The sequence below is a fragment of the Vibrio sp. ArtGut-C1 genome, assembly GCF_002105475.1.
In the GTDB taxonomy this organism is placed as follows: Bacteria; Pseudomonadota; Gammaproteobacteria; order Enterobacterales; family Vibrionaceae; genus Vibrio; species Vibrio diabolicus.
The window spans coordinates 229,016-252,068 of record NZ_NCTH01000003.1 but is presented as its reverse complement, the minus strand read 5'-3'; the positions used below and the strand labels follow the sequence as shown (position 1 = coordinate 252,068).

18 protein-coding genes and 1 other RNA gene are annotated in these 23,053 nt (G+C 46.0%); 1 reads left to right on the top strand and 18 read right to left on the bottom strand.

Annotation, left to right across the window (positions count from 1 at the left end):
- Positions 1-376: 376 nt before the first annotated feature.
- The 3 genes from dapB to secA form a co-directional block, all read right to left on the bottom strand.
- Positions 377-1,186 carry a 4-hydroxy-tetrahydrodipicolinate reductase gene (gene dapB / locus B7360_RS04425; protein WP_006742699.1) on the bottom strand — a complete coding sequence of 270 codons (810 nt, stop codon included), beginning with the start codon at positions 1,184-1,186 and terminating at the stop codon, positions 377-379.
- A gap of 110 nt (positions 1,187-1,296) precedes the next feature.
- Positions 1,297-1,695, bottom strand: coding sequence for an 8-oxo-dGTP diphosphatase MutT (gene mutT / locus B7360_RS04420; RefSeq protein WP_005396433.1), 399 nt, complete (start codon positions 1,693-1,695; stop codon positions 1,297-1,299).
- Positions 1,696-1,861: 166 nt separating this feature from the next.
- A complete protein-coding gene (gene secA / locus B7360_RS04415; protein ID WP_005396435.1) occupies positions 1,862-4,591 on the bottom strand; it encodes a preprotein translocase subunit SecA in 2,730 nt (909 codons plus the stop codon).
- A 408-nt stretch (positions 4,592-4,999) separates the two neighbouring features.
- Between secA and B7360_RS04410 the strand changes: the two genes are divergently transcribed.
- Positions 5,000-5,458 (top strand): DUF721 domain-containing protein, encoded by a 459-nt coding sequence (locus B7360_RS04410; RefSeq protein ID WP_012842148.1) that lies wholly within the window; start codon positions 5,000-5,002, stop codon positions 5,456-5,458.
- A 113-nt stretch (positions 5,459-5,571) separates the two neighbouring features.
- On the opposite strand, the gene lpxC is transcribed toward B7360_RS04410, so the two are convergent.
- The 15 genes from lpxC to rnpB form a co-directional block, all read right to left on the bottom strand.
- Positions 5,572-6,489: a UDP-3-O-acyl-N-acetylglucosamine deacetylase gene (gene lpxC / locus B7360_RS04405; protein ID WP_005381871.1), complete on the bottom strand. Its 918-nt coding sequence runs from the start codon at positions 6,487-6,489 to the stop codon at positions 5,572-5,574.
- 101 nt (positions 6,490-6,590) lie between these two features.
- Positions 6,591-7,829 (bottom strand): cell division protein FtsZ, encoded by a 1,239-nt coding sequence (ftsZ, locus tag B7360_RS04400; RefSeq protein ID WP_012842149.1) that lies wholly within the window; start codon positions 7,827-7,829, stop codon positions 6,591-6,593.
- Positions 7,830-7,859: 30 nt separating this feature from the next.
- On the bottom strand, positions 7,860-9,122 hold the full coding sequence (gene ftsA, locus B7360_RS04395) for a cell division protein FtsA (protein WP_012842150.1): 1,263 nt from the start codon (positions 9,120-9,122) through the stop codon (positions 7,860-7,862).
- Positions 9,115-9,897 (bottom strand): cell division protein FtsQ/DivIB, encoded by a 783-nt coding sequence (locus B7360_RS04390; RefSeq protein ID WP_012842151.1) that lies wholly within the window; start codon positions 9,895-9,897, stop codon positions 9,115-9,117. Before B7360_RS04390 ends, ftsA begins: the two co-directional genes overlap by 8 nt.
- Before the next feature lie 192 nt (positions 9,898-10,089).
- On the bottom strand, positions 10,090-11,547 hold the full coding sequence (gene murC / locus B7360_RS04385) for a UDP-N-acetylmuramate--L-alanine ligase (RefSeq protein WP_085342802.1): 1,458 nt from the start codon (positions 11,545-11,547) through the stop codon (positions 10,090-10,092).
- 22 nt (positions 11,548-11,569) lie between these two features.
- The gene (gene murG / locus B7360_RS04380; protein WP_085342801.1) at positions 11,570-12,637 is read right to left on the bottom strand and encodes an undecaprenyldiphospho-muramoylpentapeptide beta-N-acetylglucosaminyltransferase; all 1,068 of its coding nucleotides are present in this window, start codon (positions 12,635-12,637) and stop codon (positions 11,570-11,572) included.
- Entirely contained in the window at positions 12,624-13,820 is a 1,197-nt protein-coding gene (gene ftsW / locus B7360_RS04375) for a cell division protein FtsW (RefSeq protein WP_005396444.1), read from the bottom strand. The genes murG and ftsW overlap by 14 nt, the downstream gene beginning before the upstream one ends.
- A gap of 18 nt (positions 13,821-13,838) precedes the next feature.
- Positions 13,839-15,152, bottom strand: coding sequence for a UDP-N-acetylmuramoyl-L-alanine--D-glutamate ligase (gene murD, locus B7360_RS04370; RefSeq protein WP_085342800.1), 1,314 nt, complete (start codon positions 15,150-15,152; stop codon positions 13,839-13,841).
- Between the two features lie 39 nt (positions 15,153-15,191).
- On the bottom strand, positions 15,192-16,274 hold the full coding sequence (gene mraY, locus B7360_RS04365) for a phospho-N-acetylmuramoyl-pentapeptide-transferase (protein WP_005372931.1): 1,083 nt from the start codon (positions 16,272-16,274) through the stop codon (positions 15,192-15,194).
- Positions 16,274-17,638 carry a UDP-N-acetylmuramoyl-tripeptide--D-alanyl-D-alanine ligase gene (murF, locus tag B7360_RS04360; RefSeq protein ID WP_085342799.1) on the bottom strand — a complete coding sequence of 455 codons (1,365 nt, stop codon included), beginning with the start codon at positions 17,636-17,638 and terminating at the stop codon, positions 16,274-16,276. The genes mraY and murF overlap by 1 nt, the downstream gene beginning before the upstream one ends.
- Positions 17,635-19,116 (bottom strand): UDP-N-acetylmuramoyl-L-alanyl-D-glutamate--2,6-diaminopimelate ligase, encoded by a 1,482-nt coding sequence (gene murE / locus B7360_RS04355; RefSeq protein WP_085342798.1) that lies wholly within the window; start codon positions 19,114-19,116, stop codon positions 17,635-17,637. The genes murF and murE overlap by 4 nt, the downstream gene beginning before the upstream one ends.
- A 62-nt stretch (positions 19,117-19,178) precedes the next feature.
- A complete protein-coding gene (locus tag B7360_RS04350; RefSeq protein WP_101911790.1) occupies positions 19,179-20,972 on the bottom strand; it encodes a penicillin-binding transpeptidase domain-containing protein in 1,794 nt (597 codons plus the stop codon).
- A complete protein-coding gene (gene ftsL, locus B7360_RS04345) occupies positions 20,969-21,286 on the bottom strand; it encodes a cell division protein FtsL (RefSeq protein WP_012842154.1) in 318 nt (105 codons plus the stop codon). Before ftsL ends, B7360_RS04350 begins: the two co-directional genes overlap by 4 nt.
- A gap of 5 nt (positions 21,287-21,291) precedes the next feature.
- The gene (gene rsmH / locus B7360_RS04340; RefSeq protein WP_006743238.1) at positions 21,292-22,242 is read right to left on the bottom strand and encodes a 16S rRNA (cytosine(1402)-N(4))-methyltransferase RsmH; all 951 of its coding nucleotides are present in this window, start codon (positions 22,240-22,242) and stop codon (positions 21,292-21,294) included.
- Between the two features lie 229 nt (positions 22,243-22,471).
- Positions 22,472-22,899: RNase P RNA component class A (rnpB, locus tag B7360_RS04335), an RNA gene on the bottom strand.
- Positions 22,900-23,053: the final 154 nt, after the last annotated feature.

Sequence of the window (23,053 nt, the reverse complement as noted above, 5' to 3'; positions counted from 1 at the left end):
ATTCTAAAGTTGGACTGGAAACCTGTCAACCTACAATCAAAAATAAATTATCAATTTCTAGCGAGTAAGGTCATTTCGAATCAGTAAGGCTCAAAAAGACAACTTTTGAATGCTATTACATAGGGAGGGATAGAGGTTTAATGAATTTTACAAATTTGAACTTTTTAGGGATCACAAAAAATTATGAGTTTTTAACGCAAACGTTCACCAAGACAAAAACAGGAACACTTTTAACGCTTACACTCAAAAACAAAGCCAAAACAGACAAAAACATAACAAAAGTAAGTGCTAAAATCTTCTCTATCAGAATCATTTTATTTACAAATAATTCTATAGATATAAAAAAGCCGGCTAGCGCCGGCGAATAATTATGTATTTAGAGTTCATTCAATCCCAAAACATCTGTCATGGTATAAAAGCCCGCAGGTTTAGCACTCAACCAAACGGCAGCCTTTACGGCCCCATTAGCAAACGTCATGCGATCAGTCGCTTTGTGCGTTATTTCCACTCGTTCCCCGATATCAGCAAACATAGCTGTATGCTCACCGACGATATCGCCAGCGCGAATCGTAGCAAAGCCGATCTCATCTTTTGTTCTTTCACCAGTAATGCCTTCTCGGGCATAGACAGCTACATCATTCAGCTTATTACCCATCGCACCAGCAATAGCTTCTCCCATTCCGATAGCGGTACCAGAGGGGGCATCAACTTTATGGCGATGGTGTGCTTCAACAATCTCGATATCACAGTAATCCCCCATCACTTTGGCCGCTTTCTCAAGAAGCTTAAAGACAAGGTTTACGCCTACAGAATAATTTGGCGCCATCACAACAGGCACTTGCTTGGCTGCTTCATCGATAAGATCACGCTCTGCATCGCTGAAGCCAGTCGTCCCAATCACAATGCTCTTACCGTATTTCTTACACAACTCGAGATTCGCTAATGTGCTTACTGGAGCGGTGAAATCGATGATTACATCAAAATTATCGACGTCTTTAGCAAGATCATCTGTTAAGAGCACATCGAATTTACCTTCACCACAAAGTTCACCGATATCGACGCCGACGAGTGAAGACTCAGGTCGTTCTGATCCCGCGCTCACTGTCGCTTCAGGATTAAGGTGTGAAGCTTTAACCAAATTGCGGCCCATTCGGCCAGCTGCTCCTGCGATTGCAATACGAACCATTGCGCTTTCTCTCCTTCTCTGGATAACGAGGTTTGCTCTCGTTCTCTCGTTTCGCTTAATCTGTTTAAACTAACAACATACCGTGGTTACCACAAGCAAGTTCATCGAGCTTAAGCAAACTCTTTTACAACACGCTCCAAGATAGGTACGTTCGCTTCAGGAAAGGTGTAGTCGCCCAATTCGCTGATCTCAACCCAGCATCCTTCTTGACCTTCTCGACCGTAAGGCTCATTACTGAATTGAGATACTGTAATAAAATCAAACTTGAGTGATTTGTCTGGATAGTCGTATTCCAAGTGTTCAAAAGGGGCTTGCTCAATAACTTCAATTCCCACTTCTTCTTCGAGTTCTCTTGTAATAGCAAGCTCAATACTTTCTCCCGGCTCGACTTTGCCACCCGGAAACTCCCAAAACCCGCCTTTGTGCTTATCATCAGGACGCTTTGTAATAAAGATCTTTGATTTGTCTTGGTTAAAAATAATTGCCGCGACTATGTGAATTCTTTTCATGGGGATTCCTAACTCTCAAGACCGTTGTACTTTACTATTGTGACAACGAGCTTCTACATCTCAAAAACTTTCTGACCTATCAAACTTATGGAATTTGATAGCCAAAGAATTTATTTAAAAAAAGAGTCGCCTAAGCGACTCTTTGATAAATAATCCGACTAACAGATTAGTCGATTTTGCCGTGGCACTGTTTGTACTTCTTGCCACTGCCACAAGGGCAAGGTTCATTACGACCTACTTTACGTTCATCACGTACCATTGGTTGATTTGAACCTTCTTCAGATTCTTCGCCTTCAGAAAGCGGATTTTGTGCTGCAGCGTGTTGCGCTTGCGCACGACGAGCGGCTTCTTCAGCTTGCGCACGACGCTGTTCTTCCATACGTTCAACTTCTTCTTGTTGCTGAACGCGAACACGAGATAGAACAGTAATAACGTCTGTTTTCAGCGCTTCTAGTAGACCCTCAAACAGTTCAAACGACTCACGTTTGTATTCTTGTTTTGGGTTCTTCTGTGCGTAGCCGCGTAAATGGATACCTTGACGCAAGTGATCCATCGCAGCCAAATGCTCTTTCCAAAGCGTATCCAGAGTCTGAAGCATGACCGATTTTTCGAAGTTGCGAAGCACTTGTGCACCCACCACTTCCTCTTTCTCTTTGTACACTTCAACGGCTAGGTTGATGATCTTTTCACGTAATGCTTCTTCGTAAAGCTTGTCGTCTTCTTCAAGCCATTGCTTCACTGGCGCATCAAGATCGAAGTCCGCTTTCAAGCGCTCTTGTAGACCTTCAACATCCCACATATCTTCTAGTGACTGTGGTGGAATGTACTCATCAATAACCGCTGTTAGCACATCTTCACGGTTTTGCTCGATCATGCCGCTGATGTCTTCAACGTTCATTAACTCGTCACGCAGTTCGTAGACAACCTTACGTTGATCGTTCGCTACATCATCGTATTCAAGCAGCTGCTTACGGATATCAAAGTTCCGACCTTCCACTTTGCGCTGTGCTTTTTCAATTGAGCGAGAAAGCATTTTCGATTCAATAGCTTCACCTTCTTCCATACCACTTTGAATAAGGCTCGCCATACGATCAGAAGTGAAAATACGTAGCAAAGAGTCTTCCATAGATAGGTAGAAGCGCGATGAACCCGCATCACCTTGACGACCGGAACGACCACGTAGCTGGTTATCAATACGGCGAGATTCGTGGCGCTCAGTACCGATGATATGTAGACCACCAGCTTCTAGCACTTGGTCATGCACCACTTTCCACTCTGCTTTAATCGCATCGATTTGCTCTTGAGTTGGGTTCTCTAAAGCTTCAACTTTTGATTGCCAGCTACCGCCAAGCACAATGTCCGTACCACGACCGGCCATGTTGGTCGCGATAGTTACCGCACCAGGCATGCCCGCTTCAGCAACAATTTCCGCTTCTTTCTCATGGAATTTCGCGTTCAATACGTTGTGTTTGATCTTAGCCTTCTTCAATGCGTTAGAAAGAAGTTCTGACTTTTCAATCGACACAGTACCAACGAGCGTTGGCTGCCCTTTGGCAACACGCTCTTTAATATCTTCAATGATTGCCGCAAACTTCTCTGCTTCAGTACGGTAAACCACATCTGGCATATCGTTACGAATCATCGGCTTGTTGGTTGGGATAACCACCGTTTCCAAACCATAGATAGACTGGAATTCGAACGCTTCAGTATCCGCTGTACCTGTCATACCTGACAGTTTTTCGTATAAACGGAAGTAGTTCTGGAAGGTAATAGAAGCCAAAGTTTGGTTTTCGTTTTGGATCTTAACGCCTTCTTTCGCTTCTACTGCTTGGTGAAGACCTTCAGACCAACGACGACCTGGCATTGTACGACCAGTGTGTTCATCAACGATGACCACTTCACCTTCATCAGTAACAATGTAATCAACGTTACGCTCGAATAACACATGAGCACGCAAAGCAGCATTCACGTGATGCAACATGCTGATGTTAGCCGGAGAGTAAAGTGTATCACCTTCCTCCATCAGACCGTTTTTCACCAACAGTTCTTCAACGTATTCTTGACCTGTTTCTGTTAGGTATACTTGCTTTGATTTTTCATCAACAGTGTAGTGACCATCACCACGGTATTCTTCAGAGTCTTCTTTATCTTGCTTTTTCAGATGCGGGATCAAAAGGTTGATTCGAGTGTATAGCTCAGAGCTATCTTCAGCAGGACCAGAAATGATCAAAGGAGTACGAGCTTCATCAATTAGGATTGAGTCCACCTCATCGACAACAGCAAAGAAGCGATCACGCTGTACACGGTCTTCGCTACGGAAAGCCATATTGTCACGAAGGTAGTCAAAACCAAATTCATTGTTGGTTCCGTATAGAATGTCAGCTTGGTACGCTTCTTTTTTCTCTTGAGGAGGCATGTTTGGCACGTTTACGCCAACGGTCATACCTAAAAATTCAAATAGAGGGCGGTTCGTCTCAGCATCACGTTTAGCTAGATAATCGTTCACTGTTACGATGTGAACGCCTTTACCAGCAAGAGCATTTAAGTAAGCTGGAAGCGTTGCAGTCAGCGTTTTACCTTCACCTGTACGCATCTCCGCAATTTGACCCGCATTTAGAACCATACCACCGATAAGCTGAACGTCGAAGTGACGCATGCCGTAGACACGCTTAGATGCTTCACGAACCGTAGCAAAAGCTTCAGGAAGTAGTTTATCAAGAGTTTCACCTTTCTCTAGGCGCTCACGGAACTCAACCGTCTTTGCTTTTAACTCTTCATCACTTAGAGCTTCGAATGTTGGCTCGTAGTTATTAATTTCTTTTACAATTTTTCTAAGGCGGCGCAGTGTTCGGTCGTTGCGACTGCCAATCACTTTTGTCAGTAGCTTAGTTATCATTTTTCGTGAATCTCTCTTTAATCAGACCGTTCCCGATCTACTCATAATGCCTTCAGTCTCTGCCAGTTTGGAACTAAGAATACTGAGATAAATCATTTATCAAAGATATTGAGTTCAAACATCCATATTTCAAGGCTAAGTTTCGAAACAATGTGGCTTAGTGTAAGGATTTTTCATCGATACAACCATAAATAGACGTATTTGTTTGAAGCACTCTGAAGTTTTTACTTAAAGTGGTGACTGATTAGACGATATTGCATACCACAATATGTGTAATCTATTCAGAGCAGACTTTGCTTTTTACCTTGCTACATTGTAAAACTGAAGCGAAAGACGTTAATGTAAACTATACCTTGATAGAAAGCTGCTCTAGAATAGCTGATATCTCAACAAAATTAGATTTTACCTATGCGTGATCACCGTCCAACCTCGACTGAAGATGTTATTGCTGAATCACAGTTCAAGCAGATTCAAGAACATGCTGGAGAAATCTTACAGCTTAACCAAGCTTTGCAAGAGATCTTACCCACAGGGACGGCCGATCATTGCCGGGTGGCGAATGTTCGTAACGGCCACCTATTGATCGATGTTTCTAGTGCCGCGATCAAAATGAAGATCGATTACGATCGCCTCATGATCCTAAATAAACTTCGTACTCAAGGCTTTGCCAAACTGATGAGCGTTGAAGTGAGGATCAATCCATCATTATACAGAAATCGTTTCGAACAAGACGACAGACCTAAACGTCCACCATTAACAGAATCTGCAGCAAAGTCATTGATGACGATTGCCGACATGGCACCGCCTAAAATTCAAGAGCGTTTAAAGCGATTGGCCGATATGGCAGAAAAGAAAGACCGTAAGTGATCGTTATTTCAATATGCTGAAAAGCTCGAATGCTATTAATAAGCCCAAGATTAAAGCCAAATAGCAAAAAACCAGGCATAAGCCTGGTTTTTATTAATTTTAATGCCGAGTATTTACGCAAGCACCATATTTGGTTCAGCGAATGCTACTGGTGAGCCGACTTCTTCTTCGAATGTAGTCCACTCCCACGCTTCCTGATCAGCAAGAACTGCTCGCAGAAGTTGGTTGTTCAAACCGTGACCCGATTTAAAGGCGCGAAATTCACCGATGATTGGGTGACCACACATGTAAAGATCACCAATCGCATCCAACACTTTGTGAGTCACAAACTCATTTTCAAAGCGTAGACCTTCTTCGTTAAGAATACGGTAATCATCCAATACGATAGCATTGTCGAAACTACCACCCAATACTAGGTTTTGAGATTGTAGATATTCGATATCACGCATAAAGCCAAACGTACGTGCACGAGAAATTTCACGAACGAAGCCTTTTGAAGAGAAATCAAACAGCAAGCGCTGTTCGTCTGACTCAATAGCAGGGTGATTAAATTCAATTTCGAAGTCCATGCGGAAGCCGTTAAATGGTACAAACTCTGCCCATTTATCGCCATCTTCAAAACGAACTGGCTTTTTAATACGGATGAAACGTTTTGGCGCATTTTGCGTTTCGATACCTGCTTGTTGTAGCAAGTATACAAATGGGCTAGCACTACCATCCATAATTGGAATTTCAGGTGCGTCTACTTCGACAACAATGTTGTCGATGCCCATACCAGCAAGTGCCGCATTCAAGTGCTCTACAGTTGAAATACGCACACCTTCGTCGTTTACCAAAGCAGTACATAGCATGGTGTCACGAACAGAAGCTGGATCAGCTGGAAAATCTACAGGTGGGTTTACATCTGTACGACGGTAAATGATACCTGTATTTGCAGCAGCCGGGCGCAGAGTAAGCGTGACTTTACGACCAGAGTGGAGGCCCACACCAGTTGTTTTCACTATTTCTTTCAGAGTACGTTGTCTGATCATCTGCTTGCCTCTCAAAAATTTGCTACAAAACACGGCCGTCTGTAACGTCGACCGTGAATGCTACCATAATTTTGAGCCATGTCAAATTTATGGATTAAAGATTAATCAGCCTGACGACGCAAAAATGCCGGGATATCTAAATAACCACTTTCCTTCTCTTGCTTCGGAGCCGCAGAGCTTTGGCTCGACGATGCTGGAGAAGAAGAAACTGTATTTGTTGGCTGAGGAGTTACCTGTGGCTTCTCTTGCACTTGATTATTTTGCAAGGTTTGTGCCGGTTTCTCTTCAGCTTGCGTTGCCGCCGCTTGCTGTTGTGGTTGAGCCTGCGGCGTCGGAGCCACTTTCGCTTTACCACCCGCAACTAGCGTGATATCTGGTTTTTTCTCATTGCCAATACCTGTCGCTACAACTGTTACGCGGATTTCGTCCGTCATATCTGGGTCTAGAGAAGTACCGATAACAACAGTTGCATTGTCAGAAGCAAATGCTTTCACTGTATTACCAACCGTCTCAAACTCGTCAAGACGCATATCCAGACCTGCAGTAATATTGACAAGAACACCACGAGCGCCCGCTAGATCGATGTCTTCCAGAAGTGGGCTAGAAATTGCCATTTCAGCCGCTTCTTCAGCACGATCTTCGCCTTTAGCAATACCGCTGCCCATCATCGCGTGACCCATTTCAGACATTACTGTTCTTACGTCCGCAAAGTCGACGTTGATCATGCCAGGGCGAGTAATTAGCTCTGCAATGCCTTGAACTGCGTTCTTAAGAACGTCGTTCGCACTTGCAAAAGCTTCTAGTAGCGTGACACCACGGCCAAGTACTTTAAGCAGCTTTTCGTTTGGAATCGTAATCAAAGAGTCAACGTGCTTAGACAGCTCATCGATACCTTGCTCAGCGAACGCCAAACGCTTTTTGCCTTCAAAGCTGAACGGTTTTGTCACTACCGCGACAGTTAGAATGCCAAGCTCTTTAGCTACTTCAGCAATAACAGGTGCTGCACCAGTACCTGTACCGCCACCCATACCAGCTGCGATAAACACCATATCGGCGCCAGTTAGGGAATCTTTAATTCTATCTCTGTCTTCGAGAGCTGCGTCACGGCCAACCTGTGGATTAGCACCTGCACCCAGACCTTTGGTGATATCGCCACCGATCTGAATAACATTGCCAACGCTTGTCTTACGAAGTGCTTGCGCATCAGTGTTGACGCTGATGAATTCCACACCTTCGATGGATTCACGCACCATGTGTTCAACGGCGTTACCACCGCCGCCACCAACCCCAACGACCTTGATTACTGCATCGTCAGACATTTCCATCATCGGTTCAAACATGTGTTGTCTCCGTTTATCCTGCAACTCAGGTTAAAACTCTTTTTGTATCCAGTTACGCAATTTATCGAAAAAGCCAGTAACAGATGAGCGTTTAGGTTCATTATAATCGCTATCGTCGCTAGACTGCATGTCTCTTGCGTAATGAAGTAATCCAACTGCCGTAGAATGGTACGGCTCTTTTACATAGTCAGTTAATCCGCTGACTTCGAGCGGTTTGCCGACCCTTACTTGATTGCGGAATACGCGTTCCGCACATTCTATCACTCCGTCCATTTGCGCAGCACCGCCGGTGAGTACAACTCCCGCAGCTAGATGGTGCTTTATACCCTCTTCGCGCAATTTCGCTTGTACAGAGTCAATAGTTTGGTTAACCAGTCCCATAAGCTCAGAGTAGCGTGGCTCAATCACTTCTGACAACGTTTGACGTTGCAGACTACGTGATGGTCGCCCACCTACGCTTGGTACATTAACCGTGTCATCCTTACTGACCAGTTCACTCAAAGCACAGCCATATTTGACTTTTATTTCTTCAGCATCGCTCACTGGCGTACCAAAAGCAAAAGCAATATCGCTGGTTACAGCATTTCCTGCGTACGAAAATACTTCTGTGTGACGTAACGCACCGCCAGTCCAGATGGCCACATCCATCGTGCCGGCGCCAATATCCACCACACAAACTCCAAGCTCTCTTTCATCCTCGGTGATTACTGCATTACTTGCAGCAAGCCCAGAAAATACGAGTTGCTCTACTTTAAGGCCGCATCGTTCTACCGCCTTAATAATATTGCGTGCCATGTCATTATGGCATGAGATAAGGTGGACACTTACTTCCATTCTTACCCCAGATAAACCAAGCGGATTTTTGATTCCCTCTTGGTAATCAATGGTGAACTCTTGCGGAATCACATGAAGAATTCGCTGTTCATCACCGATTTTAATCGATTTTGCGGTATGGATAGCGCGATCCATGTCTTCTTGAGACACTTCTTCATCTGAAATCGTGCCCATACCTTTTTCAATTCGGCTTGCGATATGCTTACCAGACAACGAAATGAAGACTCGGCTGATCTGGCACTCGGCCATCAATTCAGCTTGATCAATTGCACGTTGTACTGATTTTACAACCGACTCCAAGTCATTCACGCCACCTTTATCCATGCCACGTGAAGGGCTACTACCTGCGCCAATAATATTAATTTGACCGTCTGGTAGAACCTCACCCACTAGAGCCGATACGGTTGCAGTGCCTATATCAAGACCAACAATAATGTTGTCATCAGCGGCCTTAGTCATCTGTACTCTCTTCTAACTCTTGTTCAGGAAACCAACCAACTGCGGCTCCTGTATCGTACCTAAGATCGATATAACTGATTCTTTGCGTGTCACTGCCAAGCTTGTTATAGAGCTTAAAAAATCGCTCTATACGCTCAAGAAGAGACTCTTTACCGAGCTCTAATCGAATACCGTTATCAAGGATGATTTGCCAAGCTCGTCGCTCGTTTAATACCAGAGACGATATCGCTAAACCCAATTGCTGAAACTTAGGACTCAAATCACGGTAAGTCTGTAAGACTTCTGGTCCGCTGTCTTTGGGTCCGTACAGTTTCACTTTTTCTTCTTGTAACAGAGCCACATCGCCATCAAAAACAAACCCGTTTTTATCTAACAGTTCGTTGCCATTCCAAATGGCTTCAGGTTGATGCTCTGTCAAAAAAACTTTTACTGTATCCGGCCACTGCTTTCGGATTGCGGCATGCGCCACCCATGGCAGAGCTTCGACACTTTGCTGTAATACATCAATATCCTGAGACATAAATGTACCGATGTGATCTATTCGACTAAATGCAGCCTGCACATCGTCAGCTTGGACATACTCCAGTTTTCCCTGAAGTACTATTTTGGAGAGAGGTAACCTTTGGTCATCCCACATCCAACTGATCGCCGAGTACAAAACAGAACTAATTAAGGTCACAACCACAACGAAAAATAACGCACCCAAGATTTTCTCTTGGCGACCACGGTTATTATCCGTGTTTGGTCGCTCGTCATTCAGTGCAATATTCAACAACGTCTTCGTTTCCTGACTTTTGTCGTGTACTTTTTACCCACATAATTACGCAGAGGTAAAAGTCTTGACTTTAACCTTGGGATTATACTGAGCTCTTGTAAACTATCAAACACTGATAGCAATAAATCACAATGATATTGACGCAAAATCGAGATCTGAGTCTTTATCTGTCCTTCGCGCCAACAATCTGTGTTAACCAAGCATCTTGTTTATATTTAATTCAAGACCTGCCAGTTGTTTCGCCACTTTACCAACATCACCCGCACCTTGCGTTAAGATTAGGTCGCCGTCTTGTATAACGTTAGCTAAAACTGAAGGTAATTGCTCGATTTCTGGAACAAAAATCGGATCTACCTTACCTCGGCTGCGAATTGTGCGACACAATGAACGTCCATCAGCTCCTGCAATTGGCTTTTCACCTGCGGCATATACATCCAACATGATTAATACATCAACTTGCTCTAGCACATTCGCAAAGTCATCGTACAGATCACGAGTACGGCTATAACGGTGTGGTTGGAAAATCATAACGAGACGTTTATCTTGCCAACCGCTTCGCGCAGCATTAATGGTCACATCAACTTCTGTTGGGTGGTGTCCGTAATCATCCACTAACATGGCATGACCATTACCAGTATCAAACTCGCCAAGGTGATCAAAACGTCGTCCCGTGCCTTGCGTACCGGCCATTGCTTTTAGAATTGCATCGTCTTCAATGTCATCTTCAGTAGCCACTGCAATCGCAGCCGACGCATTAAGTGCATTGTGACGACCTGGAATGTTCAGAGTGATATCTAGGTTGGCACGCCCTTTACGTACTACCGTAAATTTGCCTTGCTGACCTTCTTGACGATAGTTTTCAATGCGTACGTCAGCATCTTCGGAGAAACCGTAAGTAATCACTTGACGACTAATACGTGGGATTAACTCTCGAACCACAGGATCATCAATACAAACAATAGCTTGGCCGTAGAACGGTAGATTGTGTAGAAAATCAATGAAGGTTTGCTTTAACGTTTCAAAGTCACCACCATAAGTATCCATATGATCGGCTTCAATATTGGCGACGATACTTACCATTGGTTGCAGGTGCAGGAATGACGCGTCGCTCTCATCCGCCTCAGCAATTAGAATACGACTCGAGCCTAAACGAGCATTTGTACCTGCGCTTTTCACCAAGCCGCCGTTTACAAACGTTGGATCAAGACCGGCTTCAGAATAAATTTGTGTCACGAGCGCCGTCGTCGTCGTTTTACCGTGCGTGCCCGCAACGGCAATACCATGACGGAAGCGCATCAATTCAGCCAACATCTCTGCGCGGCGTACGATTGGGATACGTAACTCACGTGCCGCCATCACTTCTGGGTTTTCTTCGTTGATCGCCGTTGACACAACAACCACACTGGCTTTTTCTACATTGCTCGCTTGATGGCCGATAAATACGGTTGCACCTTTTGATACCAAACGCTCTGTCACTGGGTTCTCTGATAGGTCAGAACCCGTGATTTGATAGCCTTCATTCAACAGCACTTCTGCAATGCCGCTCATGCCCGCACCACCAATACCGATGAAGTGGATGGATTTCACGCGGCGCATCTCTGGCACCATGGCGCGAATCTGAGCTAAGTCTTGTGTATGTTGGATTGTCATCAATTCTATTCTCAATAATTCGTTAACGCTTTTCGGTCAAAGCGACAATGGCTTGTGCGACAACTCGGTCGGCATTCAATTTAGCAGCGCCACGCGCTTGCTCAGCCATCGTAAGTAAAGCTTGGCGATCCAATTGTTGGATCTGCTGAGTCAAAGACTCAACGGTTAAATCTGGTTGTTCAATCATTTTCGCTGCGCCGCATTCTACTAGATGATCGGCATTCAGTGCTTGTTGGCGATCTTTATGCATAAAAGGAATAAAGATCGCACCAACGCCAGCAGCAGAAACTTCAGAAACGGTTAACGCCCCTGAACGACAAACTAAAAGGTCAGCCCATGCATAAGCTTCTGCTACGTCGTCAATGAACTCTGTGACCTCTGCATTTACCACACCATTAGCTTGGTATGCTGCGTTCACTTCTTCGGCGGAACCTTTGCCCGCTTGATGACGAATACGGTAATCACCGCCCAGCTTTGCCATCACTTCTGGAAGAGTTTGGTTAAGAATGCGTGCACCTTGGCTACCGCCCATCACCAGAATACGAATTGGGCCTTGGCGATCTTGCATTCGCTCGGCAGGTGCTTCTAATCTTGTTAGGTCTTCACGCACAGGGTTACCGACTACCTCAGCATTAGGGAACGCACCAGGAAAGGCCTGAAAGACTTTCTTAGCAATTTTTGATAGCCATTGGTTTGTCAAACCCGCAACCGCGTTTTGTTCGTGCAGAACAACAGGAATACCGCTCAACCAAGCCGCAATACCACCGGGGCCACTCACATACCCCCCCATACCTAACACGGCATCGGGCTTCCAATGCTTCATGTGCGCGCGAGCTTGCATGATGGCATTAATAATTTGAAATGGAGCTGCAAGCAGACGCTTTACGCCTTGACCTCGTAACCCTTTCACTTTGATAAAATCGATTTCAATGCCATGTTTTGGCACCAAATCCGCTTCCATTCGATCCGCCGTGCCTAACCAACGGATCTCCCAGCCTTGCTCTTGCAGCTGTTTTGCTACAGCTAACCCTGGGAATACGTGACCGCCAGTACCACCAGCCATCACCATCAAACGTTTATTTTGTTTCATTAGTTTGTTGTTCTGATTGTTGTTGCTCGCGTTTCAAGCGGCATTCGTAATCGATACGCAGCAATATGGACACTGCGACGGACATAATAATCAGACTGGAACCACCATAACTGATTAGCGGAAGTGTTAAACCTTTGGTTGGTACGATACCAGCTGCAGCACCAACGTTCACCAAGGTCTGGAACGCAAACCAAATACCTATACCGAAAGCCAGATAACCGCCGAACATTTCGCCTTCTTCAAACGCACGCTTGCCTATGTAAACCGCTTTTAGCACTAAGCTAAAAATCAACATTAAGACCAACACAACGCCCACGAAACCAAGCTCTTCAGCAAGTACCGCAAACACAAAGTCGGTATGCGCTTCCGGTAGATATTCCAGTTTTTGAATTGAGTTACCGAGACCTTGACCGAACCATTCACCACGACCAAACGCCATCAAAGATTGAGTCAACTGATAGCCACTACCAAATGGGTCTTCCCACGGGTCAAGGAAGGAGGTTACTCGTCGCATACGATATGGCTCGACTAAAATCAAACCTACCACAGCGCCGATACCTGCCACCATCAACGCGAGAAACTGAGTCAGTTTTGCGCCTGCGATAAACAGCATGCCAAACAGCGTGACCAACATTACGACGACCGTCCCCAAGTCTGGCTGACCAAGTAGCAATACTGCGAAGAAGGCAAACACCATGATTGGCTTCATAAAGCCACCAAAGAAGGTTTGTCGTACTTCGTCTTGCTTTCGAACTAAGTAACCAGACATGAAGATAAACAGCGATAGCTTCGCGACCTCTGCTGGCTGAAGGTTAAACAGCCCAAGGGGAATCCAACGAGACGCACCATTAACCGACTTACCCGCCAAGAGCACGATGATCAACAGTGCGAAAGAAGCCCAAAGTAAGTAATGGCTCTTCTTAAACCACTCTTGCAAAGGTACTTGCAAAATAACAGCGGATGTCCCTAACGCCAGCACAAGAAACGTCGCGTGACGAAACATAAAGTGAAACGGCTGTTCGGTTAATCGTGAGCTGATCGGAAATGATGCAGAGGTTACCATCACCAACCCCGTCAACATCAAACCCAGTGCAATCCACACTAGCTGACGATCAAACATCGCCTCTGGGGCTGGATGCTTGAGCCAATTGCCAATACTGCGTTTAACGTTACCTAAACCCACGAAGTGTGTAACCTTTAATTATGCATATTTCTGAGCAAGAGCAGCGAAGACATCGCCTCTTGCCATAAAGTTGTCGAATTGATCAAAGCTAGCACATGCTGGAGACAGCATCACCATATCGCCTGGTTTTAACTGCGAAGATACTTGTTGAATCACATCTTCCATGGTGTCGAAACGTATTGCAGATTCATGCAGTGGCATAAAGTCATCGCCATCAGCGCCAAAGCAGCACAGTTGCAAGTTAAGCGTTGCGAAGATCGGTTTTAATGGCGAGAAGTCAGCACCTTTGCCAACACCACCAACGAGCAAGTAGAGCTTACCTGTCGACTCCAAACCAGATAGCGCAGCCATAGTGCTCGCAATATTAGTTGCTTTAGAGTCATTCACCCATTTTACGCCTTGATTATCCGCAACCACCTGGCATCGGTGTGTCAGTCCCGTGTAATTTTTAAGTGCATTCAATGCGTTGTGATAATCAACGCCCGCAGCCTTTAAGAGCGCTAAAACGACCAATGCATTGGATAAGTTGTGTTTACCAACCAACTTAAGCTCATCACTTGCGACGACTCGTTGACCGTGATCGAGCAGCCAAGTGCGATTGCCATCCACCTCGAGACCAAAGTCCTGATTGTCGCAGCCAAATGTCACCAATGGCATCTCTGCATCAGGGAAGGTTTCTTGCTCATCACGGTTCACTACCGCGAGATCAGCATGATCAAAAATACGCAACTTGGCTTGTCGATAGTCAGACATGCCTTGATAACGGTCCATATGATCTTCAGAAAGATTCAGAAACGCAGCGGCTTTGAGCTTTAAGCTTGACGTTGTTTCCAACTGGAAGCTTGAGAGTTCAAGCACATATAGGTCTGCGTCATGTTCTAGTAAATCCAAGGCAGGAACGCCGATATTGCCGCCAACGCCAACATCCAAACCCGCGGCCTTGGCCATCACGCCTGTGAGATCGGTGACAGTGCTCTTACCGTTTGAGCCCGTAATCGCAATCACAGGCTTCTGCACCGCCCAGGCGAATAACTCAATATCACCAACTACTGTCGTGCCTTTTTCCAATACGGCTTGGATCTCTGGTGTCGCTAGCGCAATACCAGGGTTGGTCACGATAAGATCAGCGTGAGAAAGCCAGTCTGTATTCCAACCACCACTATGCAGTTGAACATCTTCCGGCAAGCGCTCTGCCCCCGGAGGGTTTACGCGAGTATCAATGACTTTGACCACAAGCTGTGGCTGATTTTTTCTTAGGTGTTTAACGACAGAGAGCCCGGTAATACCGAGCCCTACGACGACAACACTATGTATGTTTTGCCAACGTTCCATATTTGATCACACTGTAAATCTTGTTCTTGGAAAGTGCGATTAACGCACTTTCAATGTCGCAAGACCAATCAGAACAAGAACCATAGAAATAATCCAGAAGCGCACGATTACGCGCGGTTCTGGCCAACCTTTCAATTCGTAGTGGTGGTGAATCGGTGCCATACGGAAGATCCGCTGACCACGCAGTTTGTATGAACCCACCTGTAGAATTACCGACAGCGTTTCCATCACAAATACACCGCCCATGATCACCAACACCAACTCTTGGCGAACGAGAACAGCAATGGTGCCTAATGCACCGCCAAGCGCTAGTGAGCCCACATCACCCATGAACACTTGTGCTGGATACGTGTTAAACCACAAGAAACCAAGGCCTGCACCGACGATTGCTGTACATACGACAACCAACTCAGAAGCATGTGGTAGGTATGGAATATGAAGGTATTCAGAGAAGTTAACGTTACCCGTCGCCCATGCAATAACCGCGAAGCCTGCAGCAACAAGAACCGTTGGCATGATTGCCAAACCGTCTAGACCATCGGTCAGGTTAACCGCGTTACTCGTACCGACAATCACAAAGTAAGTCAGGATAATGTACATCAAACCAAGTTGCGGCATGATGTCTTTAAAGAATGGCACCACGAGCTGAGTGGCTGCAGTGTCTTTACCGTAAGCGTACAATGCAAAAGCCACGACAAACGCGATCAACGACTGCCAGAAGTACTTCCAACGCGCGATCAAACCATCGGTATTTTTGCGCACCACTTTACGATAATCATCAACAAATCCGACTGCACCGTAGCCAAGCAAGACCGTCAATACCGCCCATACATATGGGTTGGATAAGTCAGTCCAAAGCAAGATTGTGATTGAGATGGCCGCTAAGATCATGATACCGCCCATCGTTGGAGTACCACGCTTACTAAAGTGAGATTCAGGACCTTCGTTACGTACTACCTGACCAATTTGCAGCATTTGCAAACGCTTGATCATGATTGGTCCCATCCATAATGACAGACCCAGAGCGGTTAATACGCTTAGAATTGCTCGAAAAGACAAGTATTCAAACAATCGGAAAAAAGACAGGTATGGCTGTAGCAGCTCGGCAAGCCAAATAATCATTAATAATACTCCTTCAAAGCAGCAGCGACTTCAAACATACGTGCACCGTTCGCTCCTTTCACCAAAATCGTATGGTTTTCAGGAACGGCTTGGTCTAGATGCTGCTTGATGTATTCAATCATCTCTTGGTGCGTCTCAAAATGAATGCCTTGGCAAAGCTCACTGATCACCTTGGCGTCTGCACCATATGTGAGAACATGTTCAAATTTTTGTGGGGCAGCATGTTCCCCGACTTGACGATGAAGTGCAAGACTTTCCTCGCCCAATTCCGCCATATTACCTAAAATCAGCCAGCGCTGACCTGGGAAAGCAGCCAATAAGTCAACCGCCGCTTTCATGGCTGGCACGCTTGCGTTGTAGCTGTCATCAATCAATTTGATTTTTTCGCTCAGCGCTTCAACCTCGACGCGACCTTTCACTTTGTTTAAATGTTTAAGGCCAGCGCGAACCTCTTCTAATGTGGCGCCCATTTGTAACGCAATAATAGAAGCAGCGATTGCATTCGCCACGTTGTGTTGACCTATAATACCCAGAGACAGTTCAATTTCTTGTGAGCTTGCTGCGATATGTAGGTTAAAGCTGGCCTCTCCCGCGGCATTCATCACGATATTTGATGCATAGTAATCAGCCGCAGAATTACTTTGTGAGAAGGTGATAACTTCCTTATCCGCCAGCACGCTTTCCCACTTTGTTTCGCCATTGCTGTCTAAATTGACAATCGCAATACTACCTGCAGCAAGACCTTGGTAAATTTCACCTTTGGCTTGTTTCACGCCATCAATAGAACCAAAGCCTTCAAGGTGAGCGGCGGCTACATTGTTCACTAACGCGATATCTGGTTTTACTAACTGAGTCGTGTAAGCAATTTCACCTATATGATTAGCACCAAGCTCAATCACGGCATAATCGTCATCCTGCTGTGAGCGCAATAATGTCAACGGAACACCAATATCATTATTGAAGTTACCCGCCGTGAATAACACTTTGCCTTTCAATTGCAGGATACTCGCAACCATTTCTTTTACGGTCGTTTTACCGCAACTTCCGGTGATGGCAACGGTAGGTGTTTTGCATGCTTGATGCACCCAAGAAGCAAACTCACCCAATGCAAGTTTGGTATCCGACACCACAATTTGCGGCACATTCACATCTAAGCGTTTTTCTACGAGTAAAGCACCGGCACCTGCATCTACCGCTTGTTGGCAAAAGTTGTGCGCATCAAAGCGCTCCCCTACTAACGCCACAAATAGAGCCCCACGATCAATCGTTCGTGTATCAGTAGAAACCGCGTCAATAAGTAGATCGTCGTCGAATCGCTCACCACGAGTGATGTCTGCAATTTGAGATAACGTTACTTTGATCATGAGGTCAATCCTAAAAGTTGCATTGCGGAATCGCGGTCGGAGTAAAGAATCGTTTCGCCATTACGAATCTGATAATCTTCATGGCCCTTTCCAGCTAACAAGATAATGTCGTTTGGCGAAGCATTTTCAATGGCATAAGACAGTGCTTTGAAGCGGTCATGCTGAACAATCGCTTCAGCAGGTTTTGACAGCCCAGCTAACATGTCTTTCACAATCTGAACCGGATCTTCGCTGCGTGGATTGTCGTCAGTCAGCACCACTCTATCACCTAGTCGCTCTGCAATTTCCGCCATCATCGGGCGTTTACCTGCATCGCGATCGCCACCGCAGCCAAAAATAGCCCACAGCTGGCCTTCACAATGAACTCGTAAAGCTTGCAGCGCTTTTTCTAAAGCATCAGGAGTATGAGCATAATCGACCACGACTTTGGCACGATCCTCAGTTTGGAATAACTCCATTCGGCCGAGTACAGGTTGCAGTTGACCTGCAGTTTCGAGTAACGCTTGTTTCTCTTTACCTAAGCTTAATAAGGTCGCAAAAGCAAGCATTAAGTTGGTTGCATTAAACTCACCAATCAAAGGCGCGTGCAATTCACCTGAGCCAAATTTACCATCGAACTTAATAGTAATCCCTGACTCTGCGTAACTGACTTCCGTCGCCCAAATTGCGCTTTCAAATTCAGTGTTCGGCTTGAGCGAAACAGCGATCGCATTACTTAACTGCGACGCCCATTGATGACCGACTTCATCATCAACATTGATAATGGCACGTTCACATTGGTGTTGCGTGAACAACCCAAGCTTTGCATTGGCATACTCTTCCATCGTGCCATGATAATCTAAGTGGTCACGACTTAAGTTAGTAAACACGCCCGCCGCAAATGATAGTGCTTTGACACGACCTTGCGTCAGGCCATGGGAAGATACTTCTAGCGCGGTGTATGTGGCTTGTTGATTTGCGAGAGAGGAGAGCGTTTTCTGAATTTCAACGGCATTCCCCGTTGTATTCGCAGCTTGTTGCAAGTTATTGAGGAAGCCATTTCCTGTTGTTCCCATTACCGCCGCTTTATGGTCAAGCAGTTCTAGCCATTGCGCTATTAACTGGGTAATGGTGGTTTTGCCGTTGGTGCCGGTGACACCAATCAAATCCATATCAGGGTAAGCATAGAGCTTTCCAGCAATTGCGGATAAACGTTGGTCCAACCTATCGATGTAAATGACGGGAACATCATCAATGATTTCCACCGTACCATGTGTTTTGACATCGCAGGCTTGCGCTAGAACCGCATTGGCGCCTTGCTCAATGGCAGAGGCAATGAATTTACGCCCATCCACAACATGGCCAATCACTGCTACAAACGTGGTTCCAGGTTGAACTCTTCGGCTGTCGAGCTCCAATTCAGAAACAAGAACGGACGATAAGCTAGGGCAATCCACCCAAGGGGAAAGCAGCACGTCCATACTGATGGCTTTAGTCATATTTGTTCTCCGAGCTTTGGCTCAGGTTTTCTTAATTTTGTTTGCTCAGTAAACCACAGGGCTTACTGTTGGAATTTGTTTTCGTCAGGTGCAACATTGAGTATTTGCAGCGCGCCTTTCATGATTTCAGAGAAGACAGGAGACGCTACCGAACCACCATAGTAGTCATCACCTTGAGGCTCGTTTACGATCACCACCAAAGCAATTCGCGGATCGCTAACCGGAGCAAGCCCAGCCGTGTAGGTGATGTACTCGTCGCTGTACCCACCAGCAGAAGCTTTACGTGATGTACCTGTTTTCGCTCCCACTCGATAACCAGGAACTGCCGCTCTGCGAGCCGAGCCCCCTTTTTGAGTTACGGTTTCCAACATGTCTAATACTTGACGCGCATACTTCGCACTCACCACTTGACGTGACATGTCATGATCATTGCTTTCGATAATATGAATAGGCTCGTATTTGCCAAGGTTTCCAAGCGTCGCATAAGCATGGGCTAGCTGGATTGGTGTAATTGATAGACCATAACCAAACGCAATCGTGGCGCGCTCAATTGGCGACCAACGAGTTCGTGTAGGAAAAATACCCGTCACTTCCCCAACTAGGTTTAGGCCAGAAAGCTCACCAAAACCCACTGAACTGTACAGCCCAAGAAGCGCCTCTACCGGCATTTGCATTGCTAGCTTCGTCACACCGATATTACTCGACTTTTTAAGGATCGTGGTCAAGCTCGCTTTGCCTACGCGAGAGACATCTCTGACTCGACTACCACCTAAACGTAGGACACCATTACCGGTATCTACGATGGTATCTTTATCGGCTATCCCATTTTCTAAGGCGGCTAAAATAACGAAAGGCTTAATGGTGGAGCCTGGCTCCATCGAGTCCGTGATCACTCGGTTACGCATTTTATAGCTTTGCCAATCGCTACGATTGTTAGGGTTGTAGGAAGGCGCATTCACCATGGCCAATACGGCGCCGGTTTTCACGTCCAACATAACAACGGAGCCTGACGTGGCGCGATGGTCCGCAACGGCTTGTTTAATCGCACGATAAGCAATCGCCTGTAGGCGCTGGTCGATTGTCAACTGGAGTGACTTACCTTCTTGCTTGTCTTGCCAGGCAATGTTTTCTACGACGCGACCATAACGGTCTTTACGAATGGTTTTCTTACCTGCGGCGCCAGTAAGCCACTCATCGTAGCTACGCTCAACACCCTCTAGACCATGCCCATCAATCCCCGTCACCCCAACTAAGTGAGCACTAACCTCACCGGCAGGATAGTAACGACGAGATTCTGACTTAAGACCCACACCAGGCAGCTTTAGCTCACGAATATAGTTCGCCATGGCTGGACTCACTTGGCGCTGCAAGTAAATAAAGCGGCGCTTTTCATTGTGCTTGATCTTGTCTATCAACCCTTGTCGGTCAACACCAAGAACATCCGCTAATGCATACCAACTCTTGGTCTGGCTTAAGGCATTTTCTTTAAATATCGTCGCGGGATCCGCCCAAACGGCCTCAACAGGCACACTGACAGCGAGCGGCTCACCATTTCGGTCCGAAATAATACCGCGTGCAGAAGGAATGGATTTCACACGAACCGAGCGTAGATCACCTTGTTTAATCAGGTTATCCGGTTCAATGATTTGAATATAGGCTACACGCGCCACCAAAAGTGCAAATGCACAAAAGACAAAAAACAGTAATAGATGGAAGCGCCAACGAATCAGAAAGGATTCTTCAACCTCCACTTTCACTGCTTTTTTCTCGGTTTTCGTATCCCCCGAAGCGTTTTTTTCTTTCGCGACAGGTTTACGCTTGTTGCTTGGTTTCGTGTTGGTTTTCTTTCTAATCATTTGAGCGTGACAACCACTTCTTTATCGCCATCAGGTCGTTTCATTTCAAGTTCTTTTTTGGCAAGGTCTTGAACACGACTGTGCTCCGCGAGGGCCGTTTCTTCCAACATCAGGTTGCGCCATTCGCTATCTAAACGCTCTCGTTCAACCAAAGTGTGATCTTTTTCGGTGATCGCTTGGCGCGCATGGTGGGTAGCAAATACCACTCCCATTGCCGATGCCACGATCAATAGCAACAACAGTAATGGCCAGCGACCAACGGTGATAAGATCCGTTGCAATCAACTTAGCAAGGTTAGGAGTGGGTTTCGTCATAATAATTAAAGCTTTTCTGCAATTCTTAGCACAGAGCTGCGCGAACGAGGGTTCATTTCAATTTCTTGTTTGCTTGGCTTAATCGCTTTGCTCACCGCTTTCATATTCGCACTACCAAGAGCACGAATTTGCTCTTCAGTCATTGGAATGCCATGTGGCACTTCAGGTCCTTTGCTCTCTTTACGGATAAAACGTTTGACCATACGGTCTTCCAGAGAGTGGAAACTGATGACAGATAAACGACCTTCAGGAGCCAGAATACTTGCCGCGCCTTTTAGTGCCGTATCAATTTCTTCTAACTCACTGTTGATGTAAATACGAAATGCCTGGAACGCACGAGTCGCAGGGTGTTTTTTCTCTTTAAAGCTTTTGGGTGCAGCATCTGAGATCAGCTTCGCGAGCTGGCCAGTACGTACCAGTGGTTCATTTTCTTCGTCTTCACGGTAGGCAACAATCGCTTTGGCAATACGGCGCGCGTGTTTGTCTTCACCAAACTCACGAATCACCCAAGTAATATCATCTAAGTCAGCTTCCATTAGCCATTGAGATACGGGAATACCTGATGTTGGGTCCATACGCATATCTAGCGGGCCGTCTTTCATAAAGCTAAAGCCACGCTCTGCGTCGTCTAACTGTGGAGAAGAAACACCTAAATCCAGTAGAACGCCATCAACTTTGCCAACCAAGTCATACTCTTCAGCATACTCAGCAATACCAGAAAATGGACCATGAATGATGGTGAAGCGAGGATCATTGATTTTGCCTGCTTCAGCTATCGCTTGAGGGTCACGATCGATACTGTACAGTCGACCGTTTTCGCCGAGTTTAGATAGAATAGTCCGGCTGTGACCGCCACGGCCAAATGTTCCATCGATATAGATACCGTCTGGTTTGATAGCTAAGCCATCAATGGATTCATTTAATAACACGGAAATATGTTGGAAGGTTTCGGTCATAGCTTTCTCGTTGAATGATCTTGAAGCGATTTTAAGATACGTTGCTCTCTCATGCTGAATATTTATAGCAAAAGATCAACCTACCATAGTGTACTGATTTCCCACATCATCGCCACCTCAAGTCTAAAGTCAGACGTGATTTAACGCCAAGTTTATTGGTAATGACAGGGTTTGCGTCAATAAAATGCAAAAAACCCATCACTACAAAAAGTAGTGATGGGTCTCGAATAGTTGGAGTCGACACATAAGCCGGGTTCTGTTCCGCTTGCGCGGCGGTAGCCATTCGTCTAGGCCAGCAATCGCTCACTGGCTCAAGCAACCTACCCGCCTCCTTACGCGAGCAACGCAATGTGGAGGCCTATTTGGTCTTGCTCCGGGTGGAGTTTACCCTGCAACGAACTATTGCTAGTCGTCCGGTGCGCTCTTACCGCACCCTTTCACCCTTACCTGTGCCCTAGGGCCATCGGCGGTCTTCTCTCTGCTGCACTTGTCGTAGGCTTGCGCCCCCCAGGCGTTACCTGGCACCCTGCTCTATGGAGCCCGGACTTTCCTCCCCTTTACCAGTCTCCCGAAGGACGTCAACGTCAGTCTCCCAAAGGACTTCAACGTCAGTCTCCCGAAGGACATCAGTAAAGCAGCGACTACCCAGTCAACTCCGAGGGCGGATTGTATAGAGTTATCCACTCAGAGTCTAGTGAGATCACAGATATGATGAAATGAATGCATTGAGTGGTGCTTTTTTAACCTAACCATCAAACATTGAGCCTAAAAAAGGCCGATATTTTCACATCGACCCGCTTTGCAATGTTTC